Raw genomic sequence first — 17607 nt, 5'->3', positions numbered from 1 at the left:
TTCGCCCCACAGGAGGACCGTCAGACGACGTCTCACCCGCACGGGTGGTGCGGGCGGGCAAACCCCGCGCCGCCAGGCGCGGGCACCCCCGCGGCGGGAAGCCGCAAGCCCCGCCGCAACGGGCCCCGGCCGCCCGCAGGGGCTAGCGGGGACGGGGGTCGTCGTCCTCGTGGGGGCCGAGGAGTTCGTCCGCGAGGGTGGGGAGGTCGTCGAGGGGCGTTTCCTCGGCCCAGTCGGGGCGGGGGCGGCGCACCGCGGGGAGTTCGCGGGTGCGTTCGGTCTCGGGCGTCTCGGGGCGGAAGAGCCACGGCGGAACGCGGTCCGCCGGGTCGCTGTCGCGCGCCGTACCCGGCGTGGGCGGCGGGCCGGCGGGCTGCTGGACGGCCGGAAGCATCGTGGTCGTCTCGTCCGACGACCCCTCCCGCTTCGGCTCGTCCTGCACGGCGGGCAGCACCGCGGTCTCGTCGGAGCCGGAACCGGAGTCCGAGCCGCGCTCGGACGGCTCCTGCACCGCGGGCAGCACCGTCGTCGTCTCGTCCGACGGAGCGTCGGACTCCTCGGGCACGACGGGCGTGACGACCGTGGTCGCGTCATCCGGCTCGGCCGGGGGCTCGGGCTTGCGCTCGGCCTCCGCCGCACGCGCGGCCTCCGCGCGAAGGAGCGCCTCCTCCGCCTTGCGCTGCTTCTCCACCCGCCGGGCCTCGGCCTCGGCGCGCAGCCGGGCCTGCTCGTCGGCGAGCTGCCGCAGCCGGGCCTGCTCGGCCTCGCGCGCTGCTTCCTCGGCCGCGACGCGCGCGGCCTCCGCGGCGGCGAGCCGGTCCGCCTCCTCCTGGCGCTTGCGCGCCTGCTCCGCCTCCTCGGCGGCCTTGCGCTCGGCGATCTCCCGCCGGGCGGCCTCCTCGGCGGCGAGGCGGCGCTCCTCCTCCTCGCGGCGGAGCTTCTCCAGCTGCTCGCGGCGCTCGCGCTCCTGCCGCTCCTCCTCCGCCTTGCGCGCGGCCTCCTCGGCGGCGAGGCGCGCAGCCTCTTCCGCGGCCTTGCGCTCGGCCTCGGCGCGGGCCTCGATCTCCTGCTCGGACAGCGGCAGCACCTCGTCGAGCCGGTGCCGTATGAGCGTGGTGACGGCCTCCGGGTCCTGGCCCGCGTCGAGGACGAGGTAGCGGCCGGGGTCGGCGGCGGCGAGCGTCAGGAATCCGGCACGCACGCGCTGGTGGAATTCCGGCGGCTCCGATTCGAGCCGGTCGGGCGCCTCGGTGAAGCGCTCGCGGGCGATCTCGGGCGTGACGTCGAGCAGCACCGTGAGGTGCGGGACGAGCCCTTCGGTGGCCCAGCGGTTGATACGGGCGATCTCGGTGGGCGCGAGGTCGCGCCCGGCGCCCTGGTAGGCCACCGCCGAGTCGATGTAGCGGTCGGAGATGACGACGGCGCCGCGTTCGAGGGCGGGCCGGACGACGGTGTCGATGTGCTCGGCGCGGTCGGCGGCGTACAGCAGTGCCTCGGTGCGGTGCGAGATGCCGCCGGAGGACACGTCGAGCAGGATCGACCGCAACCGCTTGCCGACGGCCGTGGCGCCCGGCTCGCGGGTGACGACGACCTCGTGGCCCTTGGCCCGGATCCAGCTCGCGAGCGCTTCGACCTGCGTCGACTTGCCGGCCCCGTCGCCGCCCTCGACGGCGATGAAGAAGCCGGTCGCGGCGGGCGCGGTCGCCGGGTCGGCGCCGCGCAGCGCCTCGCGGAGGTCGCGCCGCAGCGGAACGCCGCCGCGGTCGTCGGTCTTGCCGAGCACGAGCGCGGCGACCGGCAGCAGCAGCGCGCCGACCAGCATCAGGGTGTACGCGGCGCCCGCGTGGTCGAAGGTGAAGCGGCCGTTGTCGATACGGTGCGGGCCGATCGCGGCGGCCAGCAGCGGCGCGCAGACCGCGGCGGCGCCGAGCGCGGCGCGCGCGACGGCCTGCAGGTGCTCGGTCGTGCGGGCGCGGCGGCTCTCCTCCGCCTCCAGCTCGACCAGGGTGTGCCCGATGTTGGCACTGACCCCGGCGGTGACGCCGGCCAGCAGCGCGAGCAGCAGCATCGTCGTCGGGTCGGGGACGAGACCGGTCAGCAGCAGGGCGATGCCGGTCAGGCCGATCGCGAGGGGCAGCAGCCGGCGCCGGGACAGGCCCGGCAGGACGCGCGGCGCGAGCCGGATGCCGACGACGGTGCCGGCGGTCAGCACCAGGACCAGCAGCGCGAATCCGGTGGGCCCGAAGCCCATGGCCGCGGCGTGCAGCACCGCCACGGAGACGGCGGCGGCGATCGCACCGGCGACGGCCGCGGTGGACAGCACCAGCAGCGGCAGCACACCGGTCCTGCCGTTCTCGGCGCCCGCGGGCCCCTTCGGCAGCCGCAGGCCCTCCAGCGGCGAACGCGGCCGGGCCGCCGTGCCCGAGGGCAGTTCGAGCGCCGACAGCACGGCGATCGACGACGAGAACAGGCCCGCGGCGACGTACGACGACAGCGCGACCTGGTGCAGGTCGAACCAGGTGACGCCGGTCGCGATCAGCGTGTTGACGAGGGTGATGACGACCATCGACGCGGCCGCGGCGGGCAGCGCGACGAAGCTGGTGCGCAGGTCGAGGCGGTGCAGCGTGGCCAGGTGGTCGGGTGCGGGCCGCACCGAGGTGTCCCCCGGCGGCGGCAGCAGCACGGGCGCGGCGCCGTCCTTCGCGACGGCCCACAGCCGTTCGGCCGCGCCGGTGACGAAGACCGTGGCCAGCAGCCAGACGTACGCCTTGCCCGGCGTCCATGTCACCCACAGCGGGGCGATGATGAAGAGCGCGAGGCGTACGCCGTCGGCCCCGATCATCGTCCAGCGGCGGTCGAGCGGACCGCCCTGCGCGGTGGCCGCGGACAGCGGGCCGAGCAGCACCGCGCCGAACAGCAGCGTCGCCACGAGCCGGGCGGCGAAGACTGCGGCGGTCGCGAAGGCGACCCCGCGGTAGCCTCCGCCGAAGGCACCGACTCCGGCTGCCGCCTGCACCGTCAGCCAGATCAGCACCAGCAGGCCGAGGCGGTCCGCGACCGCGCCGGTCATCTGGGCGTTCCAGAGCTTGCGCAACGGCGGGATCCTCAGGAGCGCGCGGACCGCGCGGTCGCGCGAATCCGCGGCGAGGTCGTCCGCGAACGCGGGCGAGACCTCAGCGGGCTGCGGCTGCGGGGTGGGTGGCGTCATTCCCTTAGCCTATCGCCCCACCCCTCACCGCCGGGGTCCCCCCGTCACCCCCTGTGGACAACCCGCCGCGTGCCACGCGGAGGAGGCGCTTGCGCCGCCGGGTGAGCGCTTTCAGGGGCACCCCGCGGCGCAGCAGCGAGCTACTCCGCAGGCGGGGCGGACTTCTTCGCCGCGGCCTTCTTCGCGGAAGCGGCCGTCTTCTTCGCGGCGGGTGCGGCCTTCTTGGCCGCGGCCTTCTTCGCCGGGGCGGCGGCCTTCTTCCGTGCGGGAGCCTTCTTCTTCGCGGGCGCCTTCGCCCGCTTCTCCGCGAGGAGTTCGTAGCCCCGCTCCGGGGTGATCGTCTCGACGTCGTCGTCACGGCGCAGCGTCGCGTTGGTCTCGCCGTCCGTCACGTACGGGCCGAAGCGGCCGTCCTTGACGACGACGGGGCGCTCGCTCACCGGGTCGGTGCCGAGTTCCTTGAGCGGCGGCTTCGCGGCGGCGCGGCCGCGCTGCTTGGGCTGGGCGTAGATCGCGAGGGCCTGGTCGAGGGTGATCGTGAAGAGCTGGTCCTCGGTCTCCAGCGAGCGCGAGTCCGTACCGCGCTTGAGGTACGGGCCGTAGCGGCCGTTCTGCGCGGTGATCTCGACGCCGTCGGGGTCGGTGCCGACAACGCGCGGCAGGGACATCAGCCGGAGGGCGTCCTCCAGGGTGACGGTGTCGAGGGACATCGACTTGAAGAGCGACGCGGTGCGCGGCTTGACCGCGTTCTTGCCGGTCTTCGGGGTGTCCTCGGGCAGCACCTCGGTGACGTAGGGGCCGTAGCGGCCGTCCTTGGCGACGATGGGGCGGCCGGTCTGCGGGTCGTTGCCGAGTTCGAAGTCGCCGCTGGGGCGGGCGAAGAGCTCCTGGGCGTATTCGACGCCGAGCTCGTCGGGCGGCAGGTCGTCGGGGACGTCGGCGCGGCGGTGGTCGTCCTCGCCGCGCTCGCCCTTCTCGATGTAGGGGCCGTAGCGGCCGACGCGCAGCACGATGCCGTCGCCGACCGGGAAGGAGGAGATCTCCCGGGCGTCGATCGCGCCGAGGTCCTCGACGAGTTCCTTGAGCCCGCCGAGGTGGTCGCCGTCGCCGTTCGCGGAGACGGCCGGGGCCGCGTCGGGCTCCTCCGTGCCGAAGTAGAAGCGCCGCAGCCACGGCACGGACTCGGCCTCGCCGCGGGCGATGCGGTCGAGGTCGTCCTCCATGGAGGCGGTGAAGTCGTAGTCGACGAGCCAGCCGAAGTGCTTCTCCAGCAGGTTGACGACCGCGAAGGAGAGGAAGGTCGGGACGAGCGCGGTGCCCTTCTTGAAGACGTAGCCGCGGTCGAGGATCGTGCCGAGGATCGTCGCGTACGTCGAGGGGCGGCCGATCTCGCGCTCTTCCAGCTCCTTGACCAGCGAGGCCTCGGTGTAGCGGGCGGGCGGCTTGGTCGAGTGGCCCTCGGCGTCGATCTTCTCGGCGGTGAGCGCGTCGCCCTCGGTGACCTGCGGGAGGCGGCGCTCGCGGTCGTCGAGTTCGGCGTTGGGGTCGTCGGCGCCTTCGACGTAGGCCTTGAGGAAGCCGTGGAAGGTGATGATCTTGCCGGAGGCGCTGAACTCGGCGTCGCGCCCGTCGGTGGAGGTGCCGGCGACGCGCACGGTGACGGACTGGCCGACGGCGTCCTTCATCTGCGACGCGACCGTCCGCATCCAGATCAGCTCGTAGAGCCGGAACTGGTCGCCGGTCAGGCCGGTCTCGGCGGGGGTGCGGAAGCGGTCGCCGGAGGGGCGGATCGCCTCGTGCGCCTCCTGCGCGTTCTTGACCTTGCCGGCGTAGGTGCGCGGCTTGTCGGGCAGGTAGTCGGCGCCGTAGAGCTGGGTGACCTGTGCGCGCGCGGCCTTGACGGCGGTCTCCGACAGCGTGGTGGAGTCCGTACGCATATAGGTGATGAAGCCGTTCTCGTACAGCTTCTGGGCGACCTGCATGGTCGCCTTGGCGCCGAAGCCCAGCTTGCGCGACGCCTCCTGCTGGAGGGTCGTGGTGCGGAAGGGCGCGTACGGCGAGCGGCGGTAGGGCTTGGACTCGACGCTGCGGACGGCGAAGGGCACGTCGGCGAGGGCGGCGGCCAGCGCGCGGGCGGCGGATTCGTCCAGCTGGAGGACGGTCGCGCCCTGCTTGAGGGCGCCGGTGGAGGCGTCGAAGTCGCGGCCCTGGGCGACGCGGCGGCCGTCGACGGAGACGAGCCGCGCGTTGAGCGTCGACGGGTCGGAGGCGTCGCCCGCGCGGCCGGTGTCGAAGACGCCGGTGAGGTCCCAGTACTCGGCGGTGCGGAAGGCGATGCGCTCGCGTTCGCGCTCGACGACGAGCCGGGTGGCGACGGACTGCACGCGGCCGGCCGACAGCCGCGGCATGACCTTCTTCCACAGCACCGGCGAGACCTCGTAGCCGTAGAGCCGGTCGAGGATGCGGCGGGTCTCCTGGGCGTCGACGAGGCGCTTGTTCAGCTCGCGCGGGTTGCGGACCGCGGCCTGGATGGCGTCCTTGGTGATCTCGTGGAAGACCATGCGGTGCACGGGCACCTTGGGCTTGAGGATCTCCTGGAGGTGCCAGGCGATGGCCTCGCCCTCGCGGTCCTCGTCAGTGGCCAGGAAGAGTTCGTCGGAGTCCTTCAGGAGTTCCTTGAGCTTCTTGACCTGGGCCTTCTTGTCGGCGTTGACGACGTAGATCGGCTGGAAGTCACTGTCCACGTTGACGCCGAGCCGCGCCCACGGCTGGCCCTTGTACTCCGCCGGCACCTCGGCGGCCCCGTTGGGCAGGTCGCGGATGTGCCCGACGCTCGCCTCGACGACGTATCCAGGGCCGAGATAGCCCTTGATCGTCTTCGCCTTGGCGGGCGACTCGACAATGACGAGTCGGCGGCCGGCCGGTGCGGTCTCGCGGGTCGGGGACAACTTCGCTCTTCTCTCCGGTTCGAAGGGGTGACGCTGCGGAGTGTGACCGTACCTCCCGGTCCCGTGTCAAACGGGAAAAGTCAACAACGCCATCCGAACGGTAACCCGACAAGCGGTCTGTCTGCCGCATGGACGGGTCATGTCAGACCTGAAGGGGGCGGCGGTGACGCGGCGCGCCGGAAGCCGGGTGGCCGGATGCGTACCTGCGCGGCAGGGGGCGGGTGCGGGGCGCGGGCGGGGTGCCAGGATGGGGAGCCGGGGGTGTCCCTGCGGACCGGAGGTGGCGGGGTGGGCGGTGACGGGGTGCGGCGCGCGGTACGGCATCACGCCGCGGCGCCGCTGGGTGCGCTGGCCGCCGGGATCGCCGCGGCGGCGTATCTCTACCGCACGGATCCGCACCAGCCGGGCCACTGGCTGCCGCGCTGCCCTTTCAACTGGGCCACCGGCCTGCTCTGCCCGGTGTGCGGAGCCACCCGTACGGCGTACGACCTGCTGCACGCCGACCCCGTGCGGGCCTTCCACGACAACGCGCTGCTGGTGCTCTGCGCCCCGCTGCTGCTGGCCGCTTTCGGGGGCTGGGCGTGGGCGGGGCTGCGGGGGCGGCAGTGGCGGGTTCGGGTGGGGCCGCGGGGGACGGCGGCGCTGGTGGTGGTGCTGGTGGCGTGGGGGGTTGTACGCAACCTGCGCTGAGCGCCCCGGCGTACGCCCCCCGCGCACCGGCTGACCCGTACGGCGGGCGGCGCGCTACGGGGTGACCGGCTCCAGGAAGCCCTGCTCGACCAGCATCCGGATCGCGGCCGGCGTGCGGTCCCGCAGCACCACCGGGTCCTCGCCCAGCAGCTGGGCGATGGCGTCCACGATCCGCCCGGCCGGCAGCGTCCCGTCGCACACCCCGGCGAAGCCCGCGCCGACCGTGTCGACCTCGGTGGCCCGGCGCATGCCGCGGCCCGCGCGCAGGACGACGTGCTCGGGGTCCTCCGCGCCCGGCGCCCCGACCTGCTCCTGCACCACGTCGGGGGCCAGGGTGAAGCGGGCGTCGAGCAGGTCGGCGTCGTCGTGGCGGCGCAGGAAGTCCTGCCGGGCGAACCAGCCCGCGATGTGCGGGCCGAGCGGCTGCTCCACGGGGTGCGGCCATTCCTCGGCGGTGACGGCCGGCTGGTCGGAGCCGGTCCTGCGCAGGGTGATCCAGCCGAAGCCGACCGCGCCGACCTTGGCGCGCTCGAAGTCGTCCAGCCACGCGTCGTAGCGGGCCGCGTACGCCGCCGGGTCGGCGCGGTGGTCGCCGCCGTCGCGCAGCCACAACTCGGCGTACTGCGCGACGTCCTGCACCTCGCGCTGCACGATCCAGGCGTCGCAGCCGCGCGGCACCCACTGGACCAGCCGCTCGCGCCAGTCCTGGCCCTCGATGTGCTGCCAGTTGGCCAGCAGCTGGCACCAGCCGCCGTCGGTGAGGTGGTCGGCGGCCTGCTCCACCAGGGTGCGGCACAGGTCGTCGCCGCCCATTCCGCCGTCCCGGTAGGTGAAGCGGCCGGCCGGGGAGATCACGAAGGGCGGGTTGGACACGACCAGGTCGTAGCGCTCGTCGCCGACCGGCTCGAACAGGCTGCCGCGGCGCAGGTCGGGCTGCTGTGCGCCGGACAGGGCGAGGGTGAGGCGGGCGAAGTGCAGGGCGCGCGGGTTGACGTCGGTGGCCGTGACGCGGGTGGCGTGCCGGGAGGCGTGCAGGGCCTGGACGCCGGAGCCGGTGCCCAGGTCGAGGGCGCTGCCCACGGGTTCACGCACCGTCAGCCCGGCGAGCGTGGTGGAGGCGCCGCCGACGCCCAGCACCAGGTCGGCGCGGTCCACGCCGGAGCCGCCGGGCGTACCGCCGATGCCGCCCGCGCCACCGACCGCGCAGCCCAGGTCGGAGACGATCCACCAGTCCGCGCCGCCGTCGCCCGCGTAGGGACGCACGTCGGCGGCCGCCCGGACCTCGTCGCCGTCGCGCACGAGCCAGCCGTCCGCGGCGTAGCGGTCCAGGCCCGGCAGCGCCACGCGGGCGCGGCCGTACGGGACGGGGCGTTGCAGGAGGAAGAGCCGGACCAGGGTCTCCAGCGGGCTCCCGCCGCGGGTGGCGCGCAGCGCGGGCACGGTCTCGGCGCGCGAGAGCGCCGCGTAGCCGACGGCCCCCAGCAGGTCGAGGCAGCCGTCGGCGGTGAAGTCGGCGGCGAGCAGGTCGTCGCGCAGCGCGGCCGCGCTGTCGGGGGCGGGGAGGAGGGGGGTCGTCACGAAGGCCATTGTCGCGGCAACGGGCGGGTCCGGGCCATGCGCCCGCCGCGTACGGGGCGGACCCGCGCGCCCACCAGGCGTTTCACGGCGCAGGGGCTACGAAACGGTCGGGGTCGGCGCGGTGGACGGGGACTGCGGGACGCTCTGGCAGCCCGGCTGCTTGGCCAGCGCCTTGCCCTGGTCGCCCTCGCGCAGCGCGCTGAGCGCCTTGTCGCCGTCGGTCGTGGCCTTCGAGAAGGAGTCCGACACGCCTTGCAGACCCGCGGCGAACTTGGCCTGGTCGGTGGTGTCGAGACCGTCGACCTGCTTCTTGAGGGTCGCGTACTGCGTGGACAGGCCGGTGAAGGAGGTGACCGCGTTCTGCTGGAAGGTGTCGCCGTGGTCGCCGGGGGCGGGACCCGCGGCGTCGAAGATGCCGGCCAGCGACTTGTAGGCGTCGGAGATCTGCTGGAAGGCGGCGGAGTCGGCGGACTGCACGTCCTGCGGCTTGCCGCCGCTGTCGACCTTGGTCAGCGCGGTGTTGGCGTCGTTGATCTTCTTCGTCTGCGCGGCGGTCTGGTCGCACACCCCCTGCGCCCAGGTGTCCAGCTTCTTGCCCGTGTCGTCGCTGGAGCAGGCCGACAGCGGCGTCAGCGCCAGCAGCACCGCCGCGCCCGACAGCGCGGCGCGGCGTCCGTGGTTCAGCTTCACCGTTCAGGTCCCTTCCGTGGCGTCACGGCCCCGGAACTTACACGGGGAGGGGGCGGCGACCACGAATCCGGCGGGGACTTCGCGCTCATTCGTCCGTTATTCAAGCCGTTCGTAGCAAGCCGCGGTACGGTGCCGCCGACCTGCCCGTACGGCGGGCGCCCGGCCGGACGCCGGGTGCCCGCCGCGGGGCTGACGGTGTGGCAGATGTCACGCGGGGTCCGATGCCGTACGGGCGTGTCGCGGGCCGTCGCGCGGTGCCGGGGCGTCAGGCCGGGCTCGCGGCGTCCTCCATCCGTTCGGCGCCGCCGCTCCCGGGGCTCGCGCCCACGGCCACGCCGCGGCGCTTGGAGACGTAGACGGCCCCGACGACGACCACGATCGCGACCGCCGAGACGACGGCCCGCACGGCGGTGCTGGCGTCGACGCCGTAGCTGAACCTGACCACGGCCGGGGCGATCAGCAGCGCGACCAGGTTCATGACCTTCAGCAGCGGGTTGATGGCCGGGCCCGCGGTGTCCTTGAACGGGTCGCCCACGGTGTCGCCGATGACGGTCGCCGCGTGCGCCTGGCTGCCCTTGCCGCCGTGGTGGCCGTCCTCGACGAGCTTCTTCGCGTTGTCCCAGGCGCCGCCGGAATTGGCGAGGAAGACCGCCATCAGGGTGCCGGCGCCGATCGCTCCCGCCAGGTACGACGCGAGCGAGCCGATGCCGAGGCCGAATCCGACCGCGATCGGCGCCAGGACGGCGAGCAGGCCCGGGGTGGCCAGCTCGCGCAGCGCGTCCTTGGTGCAGATGTCGACGACCCGGCCGTACTCGGGGGTCTCCGTGCCGTCCATGATCCCGGGGTGGTCGTGGAACTGCCGGCGCACCTCGTAGACCACCGCGCCCGCGGAGCGCGAGACGGCGCTGATGGCGAGGCCGGAGAAGAGGAAGACGACCGCCGCGCCGAACAGCAGCCCGACCAGGTTGTTCGGCTGCGAGATGTCGAGCGACAGCCAGCGCGCGTCGGACGCGCCCGGATGCGCCTTGGCCACGGCGGTGTCGACGGCCTCCTTGAACGAGCCGAACAGCGCGGTCGCCGCGAGCACCGCCGTGGCGATCGCGATGCCCTTGGTGATGGCCTTGGTGGTGTTGCCGACCGCGTCGAGGTCGGTGAGCACCCGCGCGCCCTCGCCGTGGACGTCGCCGGACATCTCGGCGATGCCCTGGGCGTTGTCGGAGACGGGCCCGAAGGTGTCCATGGCGACGATGACGCCGACGGTCGTGAGCAGCCCGGTGCCCGCCAGCGCGACCGCGAAGAGCGCGAGCCACACGGAGGTGCCGCCGAGCAGGAAGGCGCCGTAGACGGACAGCCCGATGAGCAGCGCCGAGTAGACCGCGGATTCCAGGCCGAGCGAGATGCCGGAGAGCACGACGGTGGCCGGGCCGGTGAGCGAGGTCCGGCCGACGTCCCGGACCGGGCGCCGGGCGGTCTCGGTGAAGTAGCCGGTGAGCTGCTGGATCAGCGCCGCGAGGACGATGCCGATCGCGACGGCGACGAGCGCGAGCACACGGGGGTCGCCGCCGTGGCCGGTGATGTCGGGGCCGGCGCCGTGCAGGCCGGCGTAGGAGGAGGGCAGGGCCGTCCGGACGGCGACGGCGACACCGGCCAGGGAGATGACCGCGGAGAGGAAGAAGCCGCGGTTGATGGCCGTCATGCCGCTGCGGTCGGTGCGGCGGGGCGCGACGGCGAAGATCCCGACCATGGCGGTGAGCACGCCGATCGCCGGGACGAGCAGGGGGAAGGCGAGGCCCGCGTCACCGAAGGCCACTTTGCCGAGGATGAGTGCCGCCACCAGGGTGACGGCGTAGGACTCGAACAGGTCGGCGGCCATGCCGGCGCAGTCCCCGACGTTGTCGCCGACGTTGTCCGCGATCGTCGCGGCGTTGCGCGGGTCGTCCTCCGGGATGCCCTGCTCGACCTTGCCGACCAGATCGGCGCCCACGTCGGCGGCCTTGGTGAAGATGCCGCCGCCGACCCGCATGAACATCGCGAGCAGTGCGGCGCCGAATCCGAATCCCTCCAGCACCTTGGGTGCGTCGGCTTTGTAGATCAGCACGACCGCGGACGCGCCGAGAAGGCCGAGTCCGACGGTGAACATTCCGACGACGCCGCCCGTGCGGAATGCGATCTTCATGGCCCGGTGGGAGACGTCCCGTAAATCGGCGGGCGGTTCTCCGGCTTCCGGGGTCGCCGCTCTCGCCGCCGCCGCCACCCGCACATTGCTACGTACCGCGAGCCACATTCCGACGTATCCGGTGATCGCCGAGAACAAAGCGCCGACGAGAAAGAAGATCGAGCGGCCCATACGTTGCGAGGTGTCGTCCGCGGGCAGCAGCATGAGCAGGAAGAACGCGGCGACGGCGAAGACCGCCAGGGTGCGGAACTGCCGTGCGAGGTAGGCGTTGGCGCCTTCCTGCACGGCAGCGGCGATCTTCTTCATGGCGTCGGTGCCTTCGTCCGACGCGAGCACTTGACGCACCAGCACCGCGGCGAGTGCCAGGGCCGCGAGTGCGACCACCGCGATGATCCAGACGAGCAGCCGGTTTCCGTCCGTGAGTACCGGTATCGGATCCGCGGCAAGCGTCCGAGGGGTGAATAGCCCCGCCATTCGTCCTCCTTGACGTTTGGCGCATGGGCGTGCGGCTCCTACGGCTCGGCAGTCGACAAAGCCGCGACGCTCAGGCGAGCTGAGCACGATGGACGGATTGTAGGGAGCCGCGAAAGATCAAAAAAGGGTGCGCGTCGGGATCGGTCGGTAATTCCCGCCGTAAATGACGCATCCGGCCAATCGGACGCGTTTTCGCGAGTGCGCCGGGCCCTGACCGGGGCCTTACGCGGAGGGGGTCGGCCAGCTCATGCGGATGACTCCGCCGGCGGCGCCCTCGATGACCTCCACGTCGTCGACCAGACCGCTGATCACGGCCAGGCCCATCTCGCCCTCGTCGTCCGCGGCCTCGTCGCCGCCGGAGTCCGGCGAGGAGCCGTGGGCGTTGCCCGGCACCTCGTCGGCCACCTCGATGGAGAACGTCTTCTCGTCCTCGTTGAGCATCACCCGTACGGGTGCCTCGACACCGTTGCTGCGGTGCAGGCCCACCGCCCGGCTGCACGCCTCGCCCACCGCGAGCCGCACCTCGTCGAGAGCCGCCTCGCCCACCCCCGCCCGGCGCGCCACGGCAGCCGCCACGAGCCGTGCTGTGCGCACATGCTCCGGCTGGGCGCTGAAGAGCAGTTCTACGGTGGGCATGGCCTCCCCCTCGGTTCCATGGGCAGACATCACACGGGCATCACAGGGGTCCGGACGGTGTGCCCGTCCGGGACCCCTTCGCTCGGGCGAAGAATCAGTCGGTCGCCGCGACAGCCTCGTCGACCGAGGTGTGGATCGGGAACACCTTGGTCAGGCCGGTGATACGGAAAATCTTCAGGATGCGCTCCTGGTTGCACACCAGACGCAGCGATCCCTCATGCGCGCGCACCCGCTTGAGCCCGCCGACGAGGACGCCCAGTCCGGTGGAGTCGAGGAAGTCGACCCCTTCCATGTCCACGACCAGGTGGTAACTCCCGTCGTTCACGAGCTCCACCAGCTGCTCGCGCAGCTTGGGCGCGGTGTACACATCAATCTCGCCGCCGACCTCGACGATCGTGCGATCGCCGACGGTTCGGGTCGACAGGGACAGGTCCACGGATCCTCCAGCACCTTGCATCGACGCGACTCCCCCAGGGGCCTCCCCACCGAGGAGTAGGAGCCTTCTCCCACCGAAGGTAGGGGAAGGGCCCTCAGCCGCGATGGCATTCAATCACTTCGCAGCGGGCCAGCACGACGCCTTCATGCGTTTGTCCGTCACGCCGGTGACACACTGAGTGCCGATGGCCCAGGATCATCTTCCGCAGTCGGCGCACGGGCGCCCGTCCCCCCGCACCGCTCTGGAGCGGCTCGCCACGGGGGCGGACCGGGCCGCGCGCATCACCCATACGGAGCACCTGCCCCCGCGGGTCGGGCGTCATGCCTCATGGCCGCTCGGCATCCGGCCGGAGGTCGTGGCGGCGGTCGAGGCGGCCGGGATCCGGATGCCGTGGGAGCACCAGGCGCGGGCGGCGGAGCTGGCGGTGGGCGGCGAGTCGGTGGTCGTGGCCACGGGTACGGCCTCGGGCAAGTCGCTCGGCTATCTCGTGCCGGTGCTCAGCGCGCTGCTGGACGGGGCCGACGCGCCGGGCGCCGGGGGGCGGGGCGCGACCGCGCTGTACCTGGCTCCCACCAAGGCGCTGGCCGCCGACCAGCGGCGGGCCGTGGCCAAGCTCGCCGCGCCGCTCGGCACGCCGGTGCGGCCCGCGGTCTACGACGGCGACACGCCCGTCGAGGAACGCGAATGGGTCAGGCAGTACGCCACCTACGTGCTCACCAACCCGGACATGCTGCACCGCGGCATCCTGCCCGGGCACGCCCGCTGGTCCTCCTTCCTGCGCCATCTGCGCTACGTCGTGATCGACGAGTGCCACACCTACCGCGGGGTCTTCGGCTCGCACGTCGCCCAGGTGCTGCGGCGGCTGCGGCGGGTGTGCGCCCGCTACGGGGCCGCGCCCGTCTTCCTGCTGGCCTCCGCGACCGCCGCCGACCCGGCGCGCGCCGCCGGCCGGCTGACCGGGCTGCCGGTCGCGGAGATCACCGACGACGCCTCGCCGCGCGGGGAGCTCGCCTTCGCGCTGTGGGAGCCGCCGCTGACGCAGCTGTCCGGGGAGCACGGCGCGCCGGTGCGGCGCACCGCCACCGCCGAATCCGCCGAGCTGCTCACCGACCTGGTGCTCCAGGGGGTGCGTACGGTCGCCTTCGTCCGCTCCCGGCGCGGGGCGGAGCTGGTCGCGGTGATCGCGCAGGAGCGGCTCGCCGAGATCGACTCCGCGCTGCCGCGCCGGGTCGCCGCCTACCGCGGCGGCTACCTCCCGGAGGAGCGCCGGGCCCTGGAGCGCGATCTGCACTCCGGCCGGCTGCTCGGCCTGGCGTCCACCTCCGCGCTCGAACTGGGCGTCGACATCTCCGGTCTGGACGCCATCGTCCTGGCCGGCTATCCCGGCACCCGCGCCTCGCTGTGGCAGCAGGCCGGGCGCGCCGGGCGGTCGGGGCAGGGCGCGCTCGCGGTCTTGGTCGGCCGCGACGACCCGCTCGACACGTATCTCGTCCACCACCCCGAGGCGGTCTTCGAGCAGCCCGTCGAATCCACCGTGCTGGACCCGGACAACCCGTACGTCCTCGCCCCGCACCTGTGCGCCGCGGCTGCCGAGCTGCCGCTCACCGAGGAGGACCTGCCGCTGTTCGGCCCCGAGGCGCCCGCGCTCCTGGCGCAGCTGGAGCGGCGGGGGCTGCTGCGCCGCCGCTCCACCGGCTGGTACTGGACGCGCCGGGAGCGGGCCGCCGACCTCACCGACATCCGCGGGGCGGGCGGCAAGCCCGTCCAGGTCGTGGAGTCGGCCACCGGACGGCTGCTGGGCACGGTGGACGCCGCCTCGGCCCACACCGCGGTGCACGACGGCGCCGTCCACCTCCACCAGGGCCGCACCTACGTGGTGGAGCACCTGGACCTGGAGGACTCCGTCGCCCTCGTGACCCGCGCGGAGCCGTCCTACTCGACGATGGCCCGCGACACCACGTCCATCCGGGTGCTGTCCACCGACGTGGACGAGCCGTGGGGCGAGGCCCGCATCCACTTCGGGTCGGTCGAGGTCACCCACCAGGTGGTGTCGTACCTGCGCCGCCGGCTGGTGACCGGCGAGGTGCTCGGCGAGACCCGGCTCGACCTCCCGCCGCGCACGCTGCGCACCCGCGCCGTCTGGTGGACCGTCACCGACGCCCAGCTGGACGCCGCGGGCATCCTCCCGGAGGAGCTGCCCGGCGCGCTGCACGCCGCCGAGCACGCCTCCATCGGCCTCCTCCCGCTCTTCGCGACCTGCGACCGCTGGGACATCGGCGGTGTCTCCGTCCCGCTGCACACCGACACCGGCCTGCCCACCGTCTTCGTCTACGACGGCCACCCCGGCGGCGCGGGCTTCGCCGAACGCGCCTTCCACACCGCCCGCGGCTGGCTCACCGCGACCCGGGAGGCGATCGCCGCCTGCGAGTGCGACGCCGGCTGCCCGTCCTGCGTCCAGTCCCCCAAGTGCGGCAACGGCAACGACCCTCTCGACAAGCCCGCCTCCCTCCGCCTCCTCACCTCCCTCCTGTCCTCCGCCCCCGCCCCCAGCCCGGGGGGCTCCCCGGCCGCGGCTGGGGCCGAGCCCCCGGCCGGTCGGGGGGCCGGGGACGAGCGCGGGGCGGGGGCCGAGCCCCCAGCCAGGCGCGGGGCGGGGGCCGAGCGCGGGGCCGCGCCGGGCGGGGACGCGCCGGGCGGGGACGCCGCCGGAGGACCCCGCGCCGCCGAGGGGGAATCCGGCGGTTAGGGCGGCGCGGCCGCTGGGCGGCGGGGCCGGGACGTCGCCGGAGCGGAGCCCGGCGGTGACGGCGGGCGTGGCGCGCCCACCCGGGCCGAGAGCGAACCCGGCGGACGAGCCGGAGGCCGGGGACGGACCAGGGTCGGCCGGAGGCGGGCCGGCGCGGGAATGGACCCGGGCGGTGAGGGCGGCGCGGCCACCCGGGCCAAGAGCGAACCCCACCGACGCCCCAGAGGCCGAGGACAGGCCCGCGTCGGGGCCGGAGGCGAGCGCCAGGCCGACGAGGGAACGGACCCGGACGGTGAAGGCGGCGCGGCCACCCGGGCCAAGAGCGGACCCCACGGACGCCCCAGAGGCCGAGGACAGGCCCGCGTCGGAGCCGGAGGCGGGCGCCAGGCCGACGAGGGAACGGACCCGGGCGGTGAAGGCGGCGCGGCCACCCGGGCCAAGAGCGAACCCAACGGACGTCCCGGAGGCCGGGGACGGGTCAGGGTCGGCCGGGGGCGGGCCGGCGCGGGAACGGACCCGGGCTCCGCCCGCCTCGGCCACCACGTCGGCGATCTCGCCGGTCACCGCGCAGGTCGTCAGGCGGGCGCCCTGGGCCTCGGCGACCCGGGCGGCCAGCGCGCAGGCCTCTTCCCTGCCGTCCAAGGCATGGTCGGCCGCAGCGAGGGCGGCGAGATCTGCCGCGGCGCCCGCCCGGTGGCGCTGCACGACCGCCTGGGCGAGCAGCAGCGCGGCCGCGAAGAGCGCGAGCAGCACAGCCACGATCCCGAGGGACCAGACCGTGGCCGAGCCCCGGTCGCCCTCCCGCCGGGGTCCGGTCACGGTCCCTCACCCCCGTCCACGGAGTCCTCGGCGAGCGCGGCGGCCCGCGCCCCCAGCGCGACGGGGAAGCGCGGCGGCGGAAGGACCACCCGCACGGTCACCATGTCGCCCTCCCGCCCCACGCTGACCCGCGCTCCTTTCGGCGCGGCCTCCCGCGCCGCCCGGAGCACCGCCGCCGGCTCCTCCGACCTGGCCGCCGCCCGCGCCCCGGCCCGCGCCGCGTCCACGCACCGGACCTGCGCGGCCGCGGCCATGACGCCCCAGATGAGCGTCCCGCCGACGGCGACCAGCACGGGAATCGACATCGCGGTCTCCGCGGTGACGTACCCCTGCTCCCCGCACCGCCCCCGCAGCCCGGCCACCGCACCCGACCACCGCAGGCGCCCCGCCCGGTACCGCGCATCACGTCCCGGGCACTCCCAGGCGGACCGCCAGGAGGCCACCACCCCCCGCACAGCGGCGGCCGACCCCTCGCCGCCCCGCGGACGGCGCCGGTACCACCGGCACGCACCCGCCCACAAGGCGGCTCGGCCCACACCCGACGTGGCGTCGCCACCCACGCCCCGCCGCTGGACGGCGCCGCCCGACAGCGGGACGCGACGCAGGCCCGAAGGCGAGTGCGGCGGCGAAGCCGCACCCGGCGGAGTGCCACCCTCCGCGCCCCGCCGAGGAACGATGCCGCCCGAGGACAGGCGCAGCCGCGCGGTGCCGCCCGGCGGCGGGCCAGGGCGCAGGCTCGAGGGCGAGTGCGGCCGCAGGGCCGCACCCGGCGCGGTGTCGCCGCCCACGCCCCGCCGCTGCACGGCGCCGCCCGGCAGCGGGACGCGACGCACGCCCGGAGGCGCGTGCGGCGGCGGGCCGGGGCGCAGGCCCGAAGGCGGGTGCGGCCGTGGGGCCGCACCCGGCTTCGAGGGGGTGTCAGAAGGGCACATGGAGGGCCTTCGTGATCACCCCGGTGAGGGCGGTCCGCACCGGGCCGCTCGTCACGATCTTGTAGAGCACGGCTGCGAAACCGCACGCGGCGATCGTCCCCACGGCGTATTCCGCCGTGCTCATCCCCGCCTCGGCCGCCGCGCGGCACGCCCGGGCCCGGCGCCTCCACCACGCCGCCGCCCGGGTTTTCCCGTCCGGCCGCTGCCGGACCGCGGTCCGTGCGGGTGACGTCCTGTCGATGCTCATTTCCTTTTCCTCCCGTTTTCTGGGTTT

11 protein-coding genes and 1 pseudogene are annotated in these 17607 nt (G+C 74.4%); 2 read left to right on the top strand and 10 right to left on the bottom strand.

What is annotated here, in order from left to right:
• Nucleotides 1-142 precede the first annotated feature (142 nt).
• Nucleotides 143-3208 carry a dTMP kinase gene (gene tmk, locus ACH4SL_RS31685; RefSeq protein WP_398451980.1) on the bottom strand — a complete coding sequence of 1022 codons (3066 nt, stop codon included), beginning with the start codon at nt 3206-3208 and terminating at the stop codon, nt 143-145.
• A 140-nt stretch (nt 3209-3348) separates the two neighbouring features.
• Entirely contained in the window at nt 3349-6156 is a 2808-nt protein-coding gene (gene topA, locus ACH4SL_RS31680) for a type I DNA topoisomerase (RefSeq protein ID WP_398451977.1), read from the bottom strand.
• Between the two features lie 261 nt (nt 6157-6417).
• On the opposite strand from topA, the gene ACH4SL_RS31675 reads away from it, so the two are divergent.
• On the top strand, nt 6418-6846 hold the full coding sequence (locus ACH4SL_RS31675) for a DUF2752 domain-containing protein (protein WP_398451974.1): 429 nt from the start codon (nt 6418-6420) through the stop codon (nt 6844-6846).
• 54 nt (nt 6847-6900) lie between these two features.
• Here the strand turns inward: ACH4SL_RS31675 and ACH4SL_RS31670 are convergent, their stop codons facing one another.
• From ACH4SL_RS31670 to bldG, 5 genes are all read right to left on the bottom strand, one after another.
• Nucleotides 6901-8433, bottom strand: a complete 1533-nt coding sequence (locus tag ACH4SL_RS31670) for a methyltransferase (RefSeq protein WP_398451971.1) — start codon at nt 8431-8433, stop codon at nt 6901-6903.
• 87 nt (nt 8434-8520) lie between these two features.
• Nucleotides 8521-9114, bottom strand: a complete 594-nt coding sequence (locus ACH4SL_RS31665) for a small secreted protein (RefSeq protein WP_398451968.1) — start codon at nt 9112-9114, stop codon at nt 8521-8523.
• A 265-nt stretch (nt 9115-9379) separates the two neighbouring features.
• A complete protein-coding gene (locus ACH4SL_RS31660; protein WP_398451965.1) occupies nt 9380-11764 on the bottom strand; it encodes a sodium-translocating pyrophosphatase in 2385 nt (794 codons plus the stop codon).
• A 222-nt stretch (nt 11765-11986) separates the two neighbouring features.
• Entirely contained in the window at nt 11987-12400 is a 414-nt protein-coding gene (locus ACH4SL_RS31655; protein ID WP_398173750.1) for an ATP-binding protein, read from the bottom strand.
• Between the two features lie 94 nt (nt 12401-12494).
• Nucleotides 12495-12836, bottom strand: a complete 342-nt coding sequence (bldG, locus tag ACH4SL_RS31650; RefSeq protein ID WP_031520166.1) for an anti-sigma factor antagonist BldG — start codon at nt 12834-12836, stop codon at nt 12495-12497.
• A gap of 184 nt (nt 12837-13020) precedes the next feature.
• Here bldG and ACH4SL_RS31645 point away from each other — a divergent pair, with 184 nt between their 5' ends.
• A complete protein-coding gene (locus ACH4SL_RS31645; protein ID WP_398451961.1) occupies nt 13021-15582 on the top strand; it encodes a DEAD/DEAH box helicase in 2562 nt (853 codons plus the stop codon).
• A gap of 567 nt (nt 15583-16149) precedes the next feature.
• Here the strand turns inward: ACH4SL_RS31645 and ACH4SL_RS31640 are convergent.
• The 3 genes and pseudogenes from ACH4SL_RS31640 to ACH4SL_RS31630 all read right to left on the bottom strand — a co-directional run.
• Nucleotides 16150-16335 (bottom strand): annotated as a pseudogene (locus ACH4SL_RS31640) (Rv3654c family TadE-like protein); the annotation flags it as partial.
• Between the two features lie 62 nt (nt 16336-16397).
• Nucleotides 16398-16706, bottom strand: a complete 309-nt coding sequence (locus tag ACH4SL_RS31635; RefSeq protein ID WP_398451958.1) for a TadE family type IV pilus minor pilin — start codon at nt 16704-16706, stop codon at nt 16398-16400.
• Nucleotides 16707-17319: 613 nt separating this feature from the next.
• On the bottom strand, nt 17320-17580 hold the full coding sequence (locus tag ACH4SL_RS31630) for a DUF4244 domain-containing protein (RefSeq protein WP_398451956.1): 261 nt from the start codon (nt 17578-17580) through the stop codon (nt 17320-17322).
• Nucleotides 17581-17607 lie beyond the last annotated feature (27 nt).

This window comes from Streptomyces sp. NPDC021020, from assembly GCF_044333285.1.
Taxonomy (GTDB): domain Bacteria; phylum Actinomycetota; class Actinomycetes; order Streptomycetales; family Streptomycetaceae; genus Actinacidiphila.
The sequence above is the reverse complement of the archived record's forward strand: the minus strand, read 5'-3'. Positions and strand labels throughout refer to the sequence as shown.